General features: G+C 68.2%; 13 protein-coding genes. 3 read left to right on the forward strand and 10 right to left on the reverse strand.

The window, feature by feature from the left end; translation table 11 throughout:
- The first annotated feature begins 75 nt into the window (after positions 1–75).
- Entirely contained in the window at positions 76–1602 is a 1527-nt protein-coding gene (locus tag ACSHWB_RS22090; protein WP_439663895.1) for a PucR family transcriptional regulator, read from the forward strand.
- On the opposite strand, the gene ACSHWB_RS22095 is transcribed toward ACSHWB_RS22090, so the two are convergent.
- From ACSHWB_RS22095 to ACSHWB_RS22130, 8 genes are all read right to left on the reverse strand, one after another.
- Positions 1584–2201 carry a YidC/Oxa1 family membrane protein insertase gene (locus ACSHWB_RS22095; RefSeq protein ID WP_439663896.1) on the reverse strand — a complete coding sequence of 206 codons (618 nt, stop codon included), beginning with the start codon at positions 2199–2201 and terminating at the stop codon, positions 1584–1586. The genes ACSHWB_RS22090 and ACSHWB_RS22095 overlap by 19 nt on opposite strands.
- A 39-nt stretch (positions 2202–2240) precedes the next feature.
- Complete coding sequence (locus ACSHWB_RS22100) at positions 2241–2525, reverse strand: DUF6412 domain-containing protein (protein ID WP_439663897.1); 285 nt, start codon at positions 2523–2525, stop codon at positions 2241–2243.
- Positions 2526–2535: 10 nt separating this feature from the next.
- Entirely contained in the window at positions 2536–3261 is a 726-nt protein-coding gene (locus tag ACSHWB_RS22105) for a hypothetical protein (RefSeq protein ID WP_439663898.1), read from the reverse strand.
- Entirely contained in the window at positions 3258–3803 is a 546-nt protein-coding gene (locus ACSHWB_RS22110) for an RNA polymerase sigma factor (RefSeq protein ID WP_439663899.1), read from the reverse strand. The genes ACSHWB_RS22105 and ACSHWB_RS22110 overlap by 4 nt, the downstream gene beginning before the upstream one ends.
- A gap of 46 nt (positions 3804–3849) precedes the next feature.
- Positions 3850–4437, reverse strand: coding sequence for a uridine kinase (locus ACSHWB_RS22115; RefSeq protein WP_439664650.1), 588 nt, complete (start codon positions 4435–4437; stop codon positions 3850–3852).
- The gene (locus ACSHWB_RS22120; RefSeq protein ID WP_439663900.1) at positions 4434–4976 is read right to left on the reverse strand and encodes a DUF402 domain-containing protein; all 543 of its coding nucleotides are present in this window, start codon (positions 4974–4976) and stop codon (positions 4434–4436) included. The genes ACSHWB_RS22115 and ACSHWB_RS22120 overlap by 4 nt, the downstream gene beginning before the upstream one ends.
- Positions 4954–6219 (reverse strand): FAD-dependent oxidoreductase, encoded by a 1266-nt coding sequence (locus ACSHWB_RS22125; RefSeq protein ID WP_439663901.1) that lies wholly within the window; start codon positions 6217–6219, stop codon positions 4954–4956. The genes ACSHWB_RS22120 and ACSHWB_RS22125 overlap by 23 nt, the downstream gene beginning before the upstream one ends.
- 72 nt (positions 6220–6291) lie before the next feature.
- Positions 6292–7665, reverse strand: coding sequence for a GAF domain-containing protein (locus ACSHWB_RS22130; protein ID WP_439663902.1), 1374 nt, complete (start codon positions 7663–7665; stop codon positions 6292–6294).
- A 179-nt stretch (positions 7666–7844) separates the two neighbouring features.
- Between ACSHWB_RS22130 and ACSHWB_RS22135 the strand changes: the two genes are divergently transcribed.
- Positions 7845–9182 (forward strand): aldehyde dehydrogenase family protein, encoded by a 1338-nt coding sequence (locus tag ACSHWB_RS22135; protein WP_439663903.1) that lies wholly within the window; start codon positions 7845–7847, stop codon positions 9180–9182.
- A gap of 4 nt (positions 9183–9186) precedes the next feature.
- Here ACSHWB_RS22135 and ACSHWB_RS22140 read toward each other — a convergent pair whose 3' ends face one another.
- Together ACSHWB_RS22140 and ACSHWB_RS22145 are read right to left on the reverse strand one after the other, a co-directional pair.
- Complete coding sequence (locus ACSHWB_RS22140) at positions 9187–10773, reverse strand: beta-N-acetylhexosaminidase (protein WP_439663904.1); 1587 nt, start codon at positions 10771–10773, stop codon at positions 9187–9189.
- Between the two features lie 242 nt (positions 10774–11015).
- A complete protein-coding gene (locus tag ACSHWB_RS22145) occupies positions 11016–12488 on the reverse strand; it encodes a CYTH and CHAD domain-containing protein (RefSeq protein ID WP_439663905.1) in 1473 nt (490 codons plus the stop codon).
- 151 nt (positions 12489–12639) lie between these two features.
- Here ACSHWB_RS22145 and ACSHWB_RS22150 point away from each other — a divergent pair, with 151 nt between their 5' ends.
- A complete protein-coding gene (locus tag ACSHWB_RS22150) occupies positions 12640–13449 on the forward strand; it encodes a hypothetical protein (protein WP_439663906.1) in 810 nt (269 codons plus the stop codon).
- Positions 13450–13473: the final 24 nt, after the last annotated feature.

The raw sequence follows: 13473 nt of genomic DNA on the forward strand, positions 1-13473 counted from the left end.
CTTGTTCGGTACGCAAACCGTAAGTCCGGCCGACCTGGCCTCGGTTGTTCAACAGGCCAATATTCACTAGGTCAGATGTACGATCGAACAGTGTCGAGCCTCCGCCACGTTCTCATCGCGCTGGGCGATCCGCTCGTCGAACTGCAGGTTGCCCCGCAGGGCCTGGAAGTAGACGTGCGCGATGTGGTGATCATGGATCCGGACGACCCGCCGGACGTGGCGGCAGGAGACCTCGCGCTGCTCATCGGGGCACGGGGCAGAGCCGCATTGCCGCTGATCAGGGCCGCTGGGCGCGCGAAAGCCGCGGCCGTCGCCGTCAAGGAGTCGTCCCCGGCCCTCGTCCAGACCGCCACGGACGCCGGAGTGGCGTTGCTCGAAGTCCGTCCCGAGGTCCGCTGGGGCCACCTGGAGTCGCTGGCCAAGAGCGTCCTCACGACCACGACCGACGACGGCGAGGTCCTCGGCGACCTGTTCGCGCTCGCGCAAACGATTGCCACCCTGACCGGCGGCATCGTCAGCATCGAGGACACCGCGAGCCGCGTGCTCGCCTACTCCCGCTCGACCGACGAGGTCGACGAGCTGCGCAGGCTCTCGATCCTCGGCCGCCAGGGCCCGGAGCCGTACCTGAAGATGCTGCGCGAGTGGGGCGTCTACAACCTGCTGCGGTCGGGCGAGGAGGTCGTCCGCATCGACGAACGCCCTGAGCTGGGCATCCGCAAGCGCATCGCGGTCGGCATCCACGCGGGCCGCCAGCCGCTCGGCACGATCTGGGTGCAGGAGGGCGACCAGCCGCTGACCGACCAGGCCGAACGAGCGCTGCTCGGTGCCGCCCGCGTCACCGCCCCGCACCTGATCCAGCAGCGCAACCAGCCCACGTCGAGGTTCCGCGAGAACCTCCTCGCTGCCCTGCTCACCGGCAGGATGGACGCCGCCACCGTCGCCGGCCAGATCGGCGCCGACCCGAAGAAGCCCGCCGCCGTCGTGGTGTTCGCGGTGCGCAGCGCCGAGGGCGACCGCAGCGAACACGAACTGCGCCGCGCCGAGATGACCGGCCTGATCTCCGTGCACGCGGCGGCGTACCGGCGCAGCGCCCTGGTCAGCGAGTCCGGCGGCCGCACCTACGTCCTGCTGCCGGACCTGGCCCCGAACGCCCAGCTCCTGAACCTCACCAAGGAGATCGTCACCACCGCACGCCGTCACCTGCACACGGCGGTACAGGCCGCGGTCGGCTCGACGGTGTCCACATTGGACGACGCGCAGGTCTCCCGTCAGGAGGCCGAACGCGTGCTGGACGCGATGGCCCGCGACCTCGACGCCGAGGTGGCGACGCTCGCCGACGTCCGCTCCCAGGTCCTGGTGAGCGAGATCCTGGCGTTGCTCCAGGACAATCCCCGGATCCGCGATCCGCGGATCGACGCGCTCGACCCCGAGCTCGCGAAGTCGTTGCTGACCTACCTCGACGCGCTGGGTGACGTGCGCGCGGCAGCAGACCGGCTGCACGTCCACCCGAACACGTTGAGGTACCGGCTCAAGCGGATCGACCTGGACCTGGACGATCCGCTCGTCCGGCTCGTCGCCCAGCTTCAGCTCAGGATGCGGTAGAGCAGCGCCCGTTCCGCGATCGTCCACGTCGTCGTGGTGAGCAGGTACAGCCCGGCGGCCAGCGGCAGGTACGCGGCCACCAGGATCGTCCCGAACGGCAGCACCTTGACCAGCCCGGTCATGAACCCCGGCGTGGGCGTGGTGGTCATCCGCGACTGCTGCCACTTCACGGTCAGATAGGCGACCACGGCGAGCAGCCCGAACAGCACGAAGAACACCCACGCGAACCCGGTGGTGAAGTGCGAGCCGAGCGGGATGCCGAACAAAGTGCCTTCCAGCAACGGGTTCGGGGTCGTCACGACCTGGTAGATGACCATGAAGAACGGCACGGTCGCGAGCATCGGCAGCATGCCCGCGAACATCGACACACCGTTCTTCCTGTAGACCTTCTGCGACTCCTCCGAGAACCGCAGCATGTCCTTGCCGTACTTCTTCTGCAGCTTCTGGATCTCCGGCGCGAGCTTGGCCTTGGCCTTCTCGCCCCGGACGGCGGCGCGGTAGAGGGGGTGCAGCACGAGCCGCACGACGATCGTGAATCCGACGATGGCGAGCGCGGGCATGCCGAAGCCCGCCAGGGCAGCGCCCAGGTCAGCGAACAAGGGTGGTTTCTCCGTATCGAGTTTCAGGGCCAGGACGTGTCAGAACGTCCGGCATCCCGGTGCTCGAGGACGGGACTTGCCTGCGGCATCAGGGTTTCGCAGCCGCAGCTGGGCCGTGCGCTGGGCTCGTTCGCGGATCGAGAGCGACCGCGCCGGCGCCACCGAGAGCGGCACCAGCGCGACGACCACGATCAACGCGAGGGCGAGCGCGGTCACGGCCGCGACGACCTCGGTCGGAGACGAGAACAGCGTGAAGGCGTAGAGGGCAGGCAGGAAGACCGCGAGCATCAGCAACGCTCGCTGCTTGGTCTCCGGCCGCCACATACCTCGCAGACTACCTGTGCTTGACGGGAATCGGGGCGGTCTCCAGCAGGCTGCCCGCTTCGTCGTAGAGCCGGACCTGCTTCGGCTTGCCCAGGCTCGGCCACCACGTCACGATCCAGCCGTCGCCGAGACTCGCGGTCACCTCCAGCGCGTCCTCGGTGACGATGACCGCCTTGCCGACCTTCGGGCTCACCCGGCCGGTCAGAACGGTCGTGCTGCTGCCGCTTCTCACCTCCGTCATGCCGATCTGCGGGGCGAAGTCGGCGAACAGGCGGTCGCCGAGCGGCTCGCGTTCGTCGATGCCGCCGCGGGCGCTCATGCCGACGCCCTTCGGTGTTCCCCAGCACAGCGCCTCGGACCGCGGACCGGTGAACAGCACCATCGTCATGTTGCCGCGGTGGTCGGTGACCGACACCTCACGCGGGGCGGGCCAGACCGGCCTTCCCTCGACTCCGCGCTCCGCATCGTGCTGGTCGAGCGACTCCCCGCATTTCGCGAGCACGGGCGCCAGGTCGCCGGGAGCCCTCGGTTCGGCGGTCCACGCCGCGGAGGCGTCCTGGTTCGTCGGGGTCCAGAGCACCAGCGTCACGGCGACGGCGGCCACGAGGGCCGTCGAGGGCACGGCGAAGCGCCACCAGCGGCGGGACGGCTTCGAGCCGATCTCGTTCAGCAGGGCGTGCTTGCGGGTCTGCAGCCGCATCGGGTCGAGCTGCGGGATGTCGGGGGTGATGTTCACAGCGCCTCCTCAACCAGAGCGCCACGCACGGTGCGTTGCGCACGAGCGAGCCGGGATTTCACCGTGCCGACCGGGATGCCGAGCACCTGGGCGATCTGCGCCTGGCTCAGGTCCGACCACGCGGACATCTCCAGCACCTCCCGTTCCCCGGCGGGCAGCTTCTCCAGTTCCGCGATCACCGTCCTCGTGCGTGCCTCCGCGTCCACCCGCCGTGCCACATCATCGGCGTGGTCGTCGTCGGCGTGCTGCGGCGCGACCTTGCCCAGAGCGGCCTTGTAGCGGGTGCGGGCGCGTTGGTGGTTGCGGGTGACACCCAGGGCGACCGTGTACAACCACGGCAGCAACGACCCCTCGACCGTCACTGACGTGCGTTTGCGCCAGGTCTCCATGAACACCACGGACACCAGGTCCTCGGCCACCGTCCACGTACCGGTGCGGCGTAAGCAGTAGGCGAACACGGCCTGGGCGTGGCGTTCGAACAGCTGCCCGAACGCCTCGCTCACGCCGGCCCGGACCTGCCCCCAGAGTTCTTCGTCGGTCACGGACCCTCCTCTCTGTCCCGCCTATGTCCGCGGCGGGCAGAGCGGTTCACGACTCGACCAGGCCCGGCCGTTCGGGGTGGTCGTAGCGCACGAAGAGGTCGGCGGCCGGCTCGTAGTCGTCGAACGCGGGCAGCGTCCACGCCTCGGCGGTCTTGCGCTTCAGGGCGCCGGGGGAGAGCCACAGGTGGACCGTGAGCTCGGCGGGCAGCCAGCGGTCGAGCATCAGCGTCCCGTCGACGAGGACCACACCGTTCTCCGGCACGTCGACGTACTCGGCGCGGCTGGCCCGGTCGGTGGCGGCGTTCCACAGCGACGGCAGCACCTTGCCGTCCATCGCCGGGTCGAGCACCTCGCGTTGCAGGCCGCCGAAGTCGAACCAGTCGTGCCGGTACGAGTAGGAGTCGGTGCGGCCGTGTTCGAGCCGCACCGAGGCCGGACGCAGGAAGTCCTCAAGGGACACTCGCTGCACCGAACGCCCCAAGGCGCGCAACGGTTCCACGACGGCATCCGCGAGCCTGCCGGGATCGGCGGCGGGTGCGCCGTCGATCAGCACGCGCACCCGCCCGTCGATCTCCGACACCTGGTCGACGAGCTCGGCGACGAGCGTGTCGAACGTGAGCGGCCGAACCTTCAAGGCGTCCACGCCGCCCAGGCCGTGTCCCACCAGATCTCACCGGACGCCAGCATCTTCTCGATCTTGAGCCCCTCGGCCCTGATCTCCTCCGCCTCCCGCGCCGAGTACTTGCCGGAGGCCACCTGCTCCTCGAACTCGTCGAGGTCGCGCTGCGCCCAGGTGCCGTCCGGGTCGAGGGTGTAGTCCAGGGCGTGGTCGAGGGTCTCGAACCCGTCCTCGACGCGGCGGTACGGCGCCTGGAGGTTCAGGTAGTAGTTGCCGAACGTCCTGTCGTCGCCCTTCCAGAACAGGTCGACGGAGTAGGCGTCCTGCGGGCGGTGCAGCATGAGTTTGCCGTGACCGCGCCAGAATCCGCGTTCGGGCTTGTCCCACGGGTGCGGGTGGTGGTGGTCGGGGTAGGTGAGCCGCGTGCCGGGCTCCACGAACACCGCGAGCAGTCCTGGCTCGTCGACGACCACCCTGGTCGGCATCTCCGACCAGACCTTGCCGTGCAGCACCTCACGCCGCACCACGACCTCACCGGGCGTGAACAACCTCATGGTCAGAACTTACGTGATCACGTTCGGCCGCGTCCTCGGCCAGCATCTTCCGCTTGAGCACGGGCACCGCGTTGGTCACGCGCAGGAACGTCCGCTGGAACGCCGCAGCGACCCGTCCGATCACGGGCTTGTGGACCAGGCTGCTGCCGTCCATCATCTCGCGCGACGCCTCCACGGCCGCGAACCCGTACTCGATCATCTCCTGCTCGTACTCGCCGATCGCCCGCACGACGTCCTGGCCTTCGGTGAGCTTGCGGCACAACAGTTCCGCGTCCCGCAGGGCCGTGTTCGCGCCGATGCCGCGGCCGGGCGTCATGAGGTGCACCGAGTCGCCGATCATCGTGACGTTGCTCGGCTGCCACGGCCGCAGCCGTTCGGACGTGCGGACCTTGATCTGGAACACGGTCTCCGGTGTGGCCAGCGCGAAGAGCTCGCGCAGGTTCGGGTGGAACCTCGGGGTGAGGTTCAGCACGACCTGCTTGAGCTCTGCCGGGCTCATGCCCTTCATGTCGGGGAACTTGTCGTGCGAGGCCGCGTAGCCCCACATGATGTAGTCGTCCTCGACGCCGGTGCCGTCGAAGCGCATCACGTGGAGGATCACGAACTCGCCGTTCGGGCCGAACAGCAACGTGATGCCGCCGTCGGCCAGCGGGGGCAGCAGTTTCGCGTTCTCCTCCGTCAGCGGCAGCTTGCCCGCGACCGACGTGATGCCGGTGTCGACCACCTTGGCGTCGGGCAGGTACTGCCTGCGCACCTTGGACTGCGCGCCGTCCGCGCCCACCAGCACGTCACCGGTCTCGGACGTGCCGTCGTCGAAGAACGCGGTGACGGTGCCGTCGTCGTTCTGGGTGAAGTGCGTGAACGTCCTGCCGAACCGGACCACGTCCTCCAGGCCGCCGAGCAACGCCGTGCGCATCGCGATCCGGCTGACCGACTTCTCGCTGCGGCTGTCGTCGCGGTCCGTGTCGACCTCGCCGACCAGCAGTTCCTTGTACTTCTCGGTGCGCATGACGATGTGCTTGGGCGGCCGGGCGGTCGTGCGGACGAACTCCGCGAACACGTCCGGCGGCAGACAGCTGTGCAGCGCCTTGCTGCCGTCCGGGCTGATCCCGACCCGGTAGCCGATCAACATGCTGCGCGGCGTGCGGTCGCGTTCGAACAACGCGACGTCCACGCCGGCCTTCTTCAGCCCGTGCGCCAGGCACAGGCCACCGGTCCCCGCGCCGATGACGAGTACACGCATGGCAACCTCCCCCTGCTAAGTCTCTTAGAAGGAAAGATATTCAGTTCACGAGAGTCTTGTCAATCGCCGACGTCAGTCCTCGCAGTCGAGCCTTCTGAGTCTGGCGGTCGCGATGGCACGCCGCACGTCGTCCGGCGGAAGCAGCTTGACCAGCTGTTCCAGTGCCTCGACGTCGTGTTCGCCTGAGTCGGTCTGGGTGAAAGTCCACAGGGCGTTCGCGTCGCCGCGCTGCAGGACCGCCTTGCGCATGCCGGTCGCCAGGTCGTCGCGCTCTGCCAGTACGACGGGCGCCTCGGAACGCCGCAGCAGCGAGCCGCGGTACCTGCTCGCGGCCAGCGGCACGTCCCCGTCCTTGAGGGCGGCCCGCACCGCCAGGAAGTCCGTCTCGACGTCGGCGGTGAGGCGGTAGGGCCTGGTCGCGAGCACGTCGGGGCCCAGCTGGGCGCGCAGCCGGTGCAGTTCGGCGCGCACGGTCGTGGGGTTGCCGCGCTCGCCGTAGAGGCGTTGCGCGAGCTGGTCGGCCGTCAGCCTGCCCTGCAACGTCAGTGCGCAGAGGATCTCCGCGTGCCGCAACGACAGCGGCACCTCGCGGCCGTCCAGCACGACCTTCGGCTCCGGCAGCAGGAACGACAGCGACAGCACGCTGCGCCGCACGTGCCGCTGCCGGGGAACGCGCAGCAGGAAGCCATGGGCGAGGGGTTCCAGCACCGCCTCGCGGCCGTCCGGCAGCACGATGCGGTCCGCGGAGACGTCGACACGCGAGGGCAGCAGCCCGTACGGCTCGACCGCGACGACCCGGCCGGTCGGGCTGAGCAGCGCGCCGGGTTCCCCGCGCAACGCGATCAGGTGTCGCATGTTGCGCGCCCGCAGCTCCTCGTCCTGAGCGTGCATCCGCGCGAGCATCTCCGACTCCGCGAGCCGGGCGGACGCCGAGACGAGCGCCACCATCGAGGGATGGACGGTCTCGAGCGGGCCGCTGAGGTCGACGACCCCGATCGTGGTCCCCGTGTCGGGGTCGCGGATCGGGCTCGCCGCGCAGGTCCAGTGGTGGTAGGTCCGCACCAGGTGCTCGGCCGAGTGGACCGTGACGGGGGAGTTCACCGCCAGCGCGGTGCCCATCCCGTTCGTCCCCGCCGCACCCTCTGACCAGAGCGTTCCCTCCGCCAGGCCGACGTCCTCGGCGATGCCGCGGGTGTCCTTGGACCCCTCGCACCACAGGATGTGGCCCTGCGCGTCCGCGACGATCATGATGTGCCCGGCCTCTTCCGCGAAGCCCAGCAGCGTCTCGCGCAGCAGCGGCAGCGTCGGCTCCAGCGGGTGCCGTTTGCGCAGGTCGGACAGTTCGTCGGCGGCGAACACGGTCGGCGCGGTGTGCAGGTCGGGATCGACGTTGGCGGCGAGTGACCGCTGCCACGACGCGGAAATGACTGAGCGTGGCGAAATCACCGTGCGAGTGCCACTCAACACGGCTTCTCTGACACGACTAAGCAACAGCGCGTGTTGCCCGGGTTCGTGGGTCACTGATCCATCCGCGGCTTGCAACGAGCATGCAACGTTCTGCTGGTTACTTTCTCACTTCCCGCACCCAGGTCATCCAGTGGGCCATGTTCTGGCAGGAGTCGAGAATGACGCAGTACGCGGCACCGGGTCAGCCCGGCAGCGTGGTCGCGTACCGAGCGAGGTACGACCACTTCATCGGCGGCGACTACGTGGCGCCCGTGACCGGTGAGTACGTCGAGAACGTCACGCCGGTGACCGGCGACGTGTTCACCGAGGTCGCCCGAGGCACCGACGCCGACCGCGCCCGTGCACTGCACGCGGCCAGCGGCGCCGCACGCGCGTGGGGCAACACCACGCCCCGAGAGCGCGCCACCGTGCTGTGCGAGATCGCCGACCGCATCGAGGAGCACGCGACCGAGCTCGCCGTCGCCGAGACGTGGGACAACGGCAAGCCGGTCCGCGAGGCACTGGTCGCCGACCTCCCGCTGCTGATCGAGCTGTTCCGCCAGTTCGCCGCCGTCATCCGCGCCGAGGTGGGCGAGGTCGAGCAGCTCGGCCGCGGCACCTTCGACTACCGCTCGTTCCAGCCGCTCGGCGTGGTGCACGAGCGGATCTCGTGGACGTTCCCGCTGATGAACGCCTGCCGCGTGCTGGCGCCAGCGCTGGCCGCAGGCAACGCCGTGGTGCTGGAGCCCGCGCTGCAGACGCCGGCCTCGATCCACGTGCTGATGGGCGTGATCGCCGACCTGCTGCCGCCCGGCGTGGTCAACGTGGTCACCGGTTCCGCCGACCACCCCGTGGTCGCCGGCCGCTGCCCGAACATCTTCTTCGCCGACGTCGCGGCGCAGCGCGACAGCTTCCTGGACAAGGCCCTGGAGGGGTTCGCGATGTTCGCGGCCAACCAGGGGGAGATCTCCACGGCGCCGTCGCGTGCGTTGATCCAGACGGCTGTCTACGAGGAGTTCCTGCACCTCGCGACCGAGCGCACCCAGGCGTTGCGGCAGGGGGACCCGCTCGACACCGACACGATGGTCGGCGCTGTCGTGAGTCTTGCGCAACGCGATCGGGTTCTTGCGTACGTGGAGCGCGGGAAGGCCGAGGGTGCGCGGCTGGTCACCGGTGGCTCGGCCTCCGGTCACTACGTCGAGCCCACGATCTTCGAGGGTGATCACCGGTCTGGTGTGTATTTGGAAGACGTGCTCGGGCCTGTTGTGTCGGTGACCCGGTTCGACGACCGCGATGACGCGTTGAAGATCGCCAACGAGTCCGTGGCTCAGCTCGGCGCCGGGATCTGGTGCCGGGATGTCGCGCTGGCGCACAACGTTGGGCAGGATCTGCGGGCCGAGCGGGTGTGGGTCAACAACTACTACGCGTACCCGGCGAACACCGCTGTGCTCGCCGAGTACCGCCGCGTGAAGCACCTGCTGGTCAGTTACTCGGACCGCGGGCAGGGGTATTTCTGATCGCCTACTTCTTCCACGGCACCTGGGTGCTGGCGTAGAAGTTGATGCCCTGGACCTTCCAGCGCGGGGCCTGGGCGCCCAGGCGTGGGGCGAAGCGGTCCCAGTTGTGGATGTTCGCAGGGGACCAGCCCAGTTCCGCGGCCACCGGGAGCCTCGGGAAGGCCATGTACTCGATGTCGGCCGAGGTCTTGATGGTCTCGGTCCACAATGGAGCTTCCACGCCTCGGACGTTGGCCTCTGTCACGCCGTTGAGGTAGGCGCCCGGGTTCCAGCTGTAGGCGTCCTTGACCTCCACGAGGCCGGCCCAGTCCAGGCCCAGCTTGGTGTTCTTGTTGTACTTCATGTCCAGGTAGATGCGGTTCGCCGGGGACATGAGGATCTTGTTGCCGCGCTGGGCCGCCGCTGCCACGTTGGCGTCCGTCGTGGTGGTGCCCCAGAACTGCGGAATCGCCGTGGTGTCCTTGGTGGTCTTGATGAACTCGTGCCAACCCGTCGTGGTCTTGCCGTACTTCTTGACGAGCGGGAGTACACGGCCCATGAACGTTGCGTAGTCCGCGTCCGGTGTTGAGAGGGCCTCGTCGCCGCCGATGTGGAAGTACGGGCCTGGGGTGATCGCGGAGACCTCGCGGATCACGTCTTCCACGAACTTGTAGGTGACGTCCTTGTTGATGCAGAGCGAGCTGAAGCCGACCTCTGTGCCGGTGTAGAGGGGGCGTTTCTTGCCGTCGCAGTTCAGTTCGGCGTAGCTGGCCTGGGCGGCGTTGGTGTGGCCCGGCATGTCGAACTCCGGGATCACCGTGATGCCCCTGCTCGTGGCGTGGGCGACGATGTCCCTGTACTCGTCCTGGGTGTAGAAGAGTTTGCCCGTTCGGCCGCCTACCTCCGTGCTGCCGCCGATCTTGGTCAGTTCTGGCCAGCTCTTGATTTCCAGGCGCCAGCCCTGGTCATCGCTCAGGTGCAGGTGGAAGTAGTTGATTTTGAACGCTGCGATCTGGTCTATGTAGCGTTTTACCTGGGGTGGGGTGAAGAAGTGCCTGGAGACGTCCAGCATCGCGCCTCGGTGGTGGTATCTGGGGTGGTCGAGGATGCTGGCGCCTGGGACCTGCCAGGGGCCCTGTTGTTTGGTCTTCGCCTCTGCCTTGGGTGGGAGTAGTTGGCGGAGGGTGGCTATGCCGTTGAAGTGGCCCTGGGGTGAGTTGGCTCGGATGACCACCTGTTTTGGGGTCACGTCCAGTTGGTAGCCCTCCGGGCCGGTTTTCGGGTCTGCGCCGGTCGTCAGGACTATGCCGTCGCCGGTGACGGTGTTCTCGATCGGCAGGGGGTAGCCCGTGGAGGGGCGGAGGATTTGTGCCAGGAGTTCTGCTGGCTTGCGGGCGTCTGGTGTGCCCAGCTGGATCTTTGAGGCTGCCGAGAGGGTGTAGGTGATGTCCGTCCGGGGCTGGACCTGGACCGGTTGGGGGACCAGCTCTTGCAGGGGCGTGGCTGCCGCCTGGGCGGTGGGGGAGGCTGCGTCGGCTGTCTCGGTCACCAGCACTCCTGATCCGGCGATCACCAGCGCCGCTAGTGCGGCCTGCAGTTGTGTGGATTTCACGCCATCCTCCGGGGTCGGTGGGACCTTGGGCGGCGTTCAGTCACCGTTTCAGGGGTGGGGATTGGGTGTCAAGGTTCAGACCAATTTTCCGGAGTTTCGCAGGTGTTCGGGTGGCGGGCGGATGGCACGCCTGTTGCGTTGGGCGAAGTGGCGTTGCGTAGTGGGGCGCAGCCACTCCGCCCTGACCGCGTTGGAAAGACGGCTCGCCTTCGGCTTCGCGCGTGGGCGGGCTGTTGCTGTGGCTAGAGGTGTTCCTTGCTCAGCTTCTGCCACAGGGCCGGCAGGGCTGCTTCCGTTTTGTGCGCCAGCTCTACCTCTTGGCCGTAGAGGAGGCCGAAGGTGAAGCCGTTCTCGTCGCCCCTGCCCAGTTCCAGGAGTACGGGGCGTGCCACCACGGAGTCCTGGTGGTCGCCCAGCAGGGTTTGGACGTCCTTTGCCCGCTTGCGGAGGGCCTTGGCGTGCTTGCCCAAGGCCGGTTCTGCCACCTCCGCCGAGTAGCGCAGACGTTTGGCTGCTTTGCGGGCCTCGTGCATGGGCTCATCGCTGTCGGTCGTGGCCAGGGCTGCCTCCACGCGTTCGTCCAGGCGGTGGCGGGCCTTTTCCACCAGGCGTGGGAGGACTTCCTTCGCCTTGCCTTGTGCCAGCTGGGTTAGCGGGGGCGCGGTCAGGAGGGCGTCGATGGTGTTGAGGAGGGTGAAGTAGCGGTCGCTGTTCAGCGCGGCCACCGAGTCCTTGTGCGCCTTGGCTTCCAGTGGAGCGAAGTAGCGGGTCATGCGGGCTGCCACGTCGCCCAGCGCTAGTTCTGGTGGTAGGGCGTGCAGGCCCGCTTCGAAGCGCATGCGGAGGACCTCCAGGTCACGTGAGGTGCCCAGTACTGAGGCCAGCCACTTGAGTTCGTCGGTCAGGGCGCGGGTCTGGTCGCGGTCGACGATCTTGCCGAAGGCTTGGAGGGCTGACCGCATGCGGCGGGTGGCCACCCGCATCTGGTGGACTGCGTCGTCCTCGTTGCGGCGGACTCGCGGGTCCTGGTTCTGGAGGGCCGCTCGTTGTTCGTAGAGGTAGGAGAGGAGGACGTCGCCTGCTGTCGGCTTCTTGCCGAGGGTGGGGCCCTGGTCCCGTTTTACGCCGATCACCTGGGAGAGCTTGGACTTCGAGGACGACGGGACTATGCCCGCGTCGCCCAGGTGGCGTTCTACCGTGTCGAGGAGCTTGCGGTCGCCGCTTTCGCCCAGTTCTACTTCGATCTCACGCCATGAGGTGGTCGTGGTCGAGGAGCCCATGGTTTGGGCGGTGACCACGTCGTCGACCACTTCGGCGAGCATTTCGCCGGTGTTGTTCGTCAGTTGCCAGCGGCGGCGGTTGGTGCGGATTTCGGCCACTGGGGTGAGGGTCTGGCCTCTGGTGTGGGCTCGTACCAAGGAGGAGAGGTCCTTCGGGGGCTTCTTCACCGCATTGCCCAGGGGGACTCTGAGTTCCTGCCTCGAGTCTTCGCCTGCCGGGAGTTTGAGGTGCCAGCCCTCGTCGTTGCCGCCCACGCGCCTGCGCAGGGTCACGCCGGCGCGGGCCAGGCGGTAGTCGTCGGTGTCGAAGTACGTGGCTTCGAGGTCGAACTCCTCCGGGCCGGTCGCCACGCCGGTGATCCCTGTGAGGTCCGGCAGACTCGCGTCCGATGGTGCCTCGTACTTGCGTTCGGTCTCAGTAACAGAGGTCGCCATTTTCTATTAATACCTCGTTTTGTCCGGGTTCACCCAGGGTCGTGACGGTGCGTGAGGGGTGGTGCCACGGGCGGGCGGAACCGCGCCTCTAATGCGTGCATTCGTCGGGTACCCGCTTTTGTGTGTCCTCGGTGTCCGGTTCGCTGGTCGGGTGCCCACGGAGAAGGAACGGCTTGACGTGGTCGAGCCGCAGGTCGCCACGTTGATCAGTCATGTCGGTCAGCTGTCCGCGGAACTGGAGCGCGTCACGGCTCGGCTGACGGTGCTGGAACGGCGGTTGTCCGGTGCCGGTGACGGGCCATTGGCGGATCTCGACGCGGTGTCCGGAGACGTCGAGCCGCTGGTCGAGGCGCTGCGCAAGGGGTGGGACGCCGAGCAGGAGATCCTCGCTGATCCGGCGCGGGTCGACCTCAAGGCGGAGGTGCTCGAGTTCGACGGGCTCAAGGCTCGCCGGGACGAGGCCAAGTCCAAGTTGGACGGTGGGCGGGTGCCCCGGTTCGAGCGGGACGCGCTGTCGCACGAGGTTCGTCAGATGGAATGGCTGATCAACGCGAACGAGGCCAGCGCGCGGCGGGCCGCCGAGCGGTTGGAGGCCGACGAGGACGCCGTGGGGGAGGAGTGGCGCACCGAGGCCGTGCTCGCCGGGGACAAGGCCAGGGGTGAGATCAAGGACGCGGCCGCGCGGCGCATCTCCGAGGCGCTCTCGCAGTACGCACGCATGCCCGTGTGGTTCCGGGTCGGGCTCGGCGAGATCCCCACGCCGGACCCGTCGTTCTGGCTGGAGTCGGCCGTCGCGGTGCTCGCGTACCGGCTGGAGTACGGCGTCACCGACGCGGTCACGCCGCTGGGCACGCCGCCGTCCGCTGTGTCCGGTACTGAGAACTGGGTGCGGCGCACGAACGTCTACGCCGACATCACCGACCGCCTGACGACGTTGGCCGCGACGTTCCACCTGCAGTAGCCTGTTCTGCAACCGTCGGGTTGC

This window comes from Lentzea sp. HUAS TT2, assembly GCF_051853195.1.
Taxonomy (GTDB): domain Bacteria; phylum Actinomycetota; class Actinomycetes; order Mycobacteriales; family Pseudonocardiaceae; genus Lentzea.